The organism is Agromyces sp. P1_H4, assembly GCF_056405255.1.
This window is the reverse complement of the sequence record NZ_JBFUCL010000503.1, coordinates 1-1,755: the sequence shown is the minus strand read 5'-3', so window position 1 is coordinate 1,755 and position 1,755 is coordinate 1. Positions and strand designations below refer to the sequence as shown.

Here is a 1,755-nt window from a genome sequence, read left to right as displayed (position 1 = left end):
CACGTCGTCGTGCAGCACCTCGGGCGCCGACCACGGAATGGAGAGGCCCACCGCGTCGCTGGTCTCCGCCTCGCCGAGGGTCGACGCGATGCCGAAGTCCGACAGCACGGGATGTCCGTAGGCCGTTGTGAGGATGTTCGAGGGCTTGATGTCGCGGTGCAGCACGCCCTGGCGGTGCGCGGTCTCGACGGCGCTCGCGATGCGCACGCCGATGGAGAGCACCTCGGCGAGCGGCAGTTGCACGGCACGGTACCGCTGGCCGAGGGTCGACGAGCAGTACTCCATGACGAGGTAGGGCCGTCCGTCGGCGGCGACGCTCGCCTGGTAGACGGTGAGGATCGACGGGTGCGACGACAGCTGCGCCATGAGGTTCGCCTCGGCCTGGAACATCTGCCTGAGCTCGTCGTTCACGACCTCCGCGAGGAGCACCTTGACGGCGACGAGGCGTCGCGGCATGTTCTGCTCGTAGAGGAAGACGTCGGCGAATCCGCCGGATCCGAGCACCCTGATGAACGCGAACCCGGGCAGGTTCGGCGGGGTGGACGGCAGGCGCCTCGTCACGTTCCTCCCAGCGTCGGGTGCGTCGGCGCTCGGAGGTCCGGCGGGCGCCCGGTGCCCCCATTGTAGATTGGCCGCGGATGCCGCACCTGAGGTTGTGCAGAAGGCCGCGGGCCCGCGGCATCCGTCAGTCGAGGTCGCTGTCGTCGCCGCGACCGCGCCACACCGCACCGGCCGGTCGCACGACCTTCAGCACGTCGACCACGACGACGGTGACGTTGTCGCGGCCGCCGTTGCCGAGCGCGGCCTCGACGAGCTGTCGCGCGGCCTTCTCGGGCTTCTGGTTCGCGACGAGGAAGTGGCGGATGCCGTAGGCGGTCAGCTCCTTGGTCAGCCCGTCGGAGCAAATCAGGAGGCGCRTGCCCTCCTCCACGGCGATCGCGCGGTAGTCGGGAATCGGCGCCTCGTGGAACCCGACGGCCCGCGTGATGACGTTCGAATGCGGGTGGGTGTCGGCCTCCTCGCGCGTGATCTGGCCGGCGTCGACGAGTTCCTGCACGATCGAGTGGTCGACGGTGAGCTGCTCGAGCACGCCGCCGACGAGGCGATAGACGCGGGAGTCGCCGATGTTGAAGACGATCCACGCCGGCTCGTCGGAGATGGCCCCGAGGGCCGCGCCGGTCACCGTGGTGCCGCTGCCCTCATCGGTGACGCCGGCGCCCCGGCCCATGTCCTGCACGGCGAGACGAAGGGCCGAGTCGATCTCGGGCGTGCCCATCGTGAGGCGCCCGCCGTGCTCGGCCAGGCGGGTCACGACCGCGGCGCTCGCGAAGTCGCCGGCGGCATGGCCGCCCATGCCGTCGGCCACCGCGAAGATGGGCGCCTGCGCCACGAAGCTGTCCTCGTTGACCTCGCGTCGCAGGCCGGTGTCGGTCACGGCGGCCCACGCGATCGTCACCTCGGTGCCGTCGGGCAGCGTGATGCGGTGCTTGGCGTTTCCGTTGCCGATCTGCGTCACGGCGCTGCCTGCTGTCTGCTCGGTTCGCTCGAGGGGGGAACGACGGGGGCTGGGAGGATCTCGACGATCGTATCGTCTCCGAGGTCGAGTCGTGTGCCCGGTGCCACGACGATCGATTCGCCGGCGCGCAGGCGGCGCGTGCTCGACCTGCCGTGCACGGTGGTGCCGTTCGTGGACCGTAGGTCGGTCGCGACGACGCGGGTGCCCTCCACCCGGAGCTCGAGGTGCGTGGCCGAGAC

The 1,755-nt window shown here is 70.7% G+C and carries 3 protein-coding genes; all 3 read right to left on the bottom strand.

Going from position 1 to position 1,755, the window contains the following annotated elements:
* Positions 1–561 (bottom strand): serine/threonine-protein kinase (locus AC1DY2_RS19395; RefSeq protein WP_476763898.1); only part of this gene is annotated, 561 nt, incomplete at its 3' end.
* A 124-nt stretch (positions 562–685) separates the two neighbouring features.
* Complete coding sequence (locus AC1DY2_RS19390) at positions 686–1,516, bottom strand: PP2C family protein-serine/threonine phosphatase (protein WP_476763897.1); 831 nt, start codon at positions 1,514–1,516, stop codon at positions 686–688.
* Positions 1,513–1,755: FHA domain-containing protein (locus AC1DY2_RS19385; RefSeq protein WP_476763896.1), on the bottom strand; the 243-nt coding region annotated here is incomplete at its 5' end. The genes AC1DY2_RS19390 and AC1DY2_RS19385, both read right to left, overlap by 4 nt.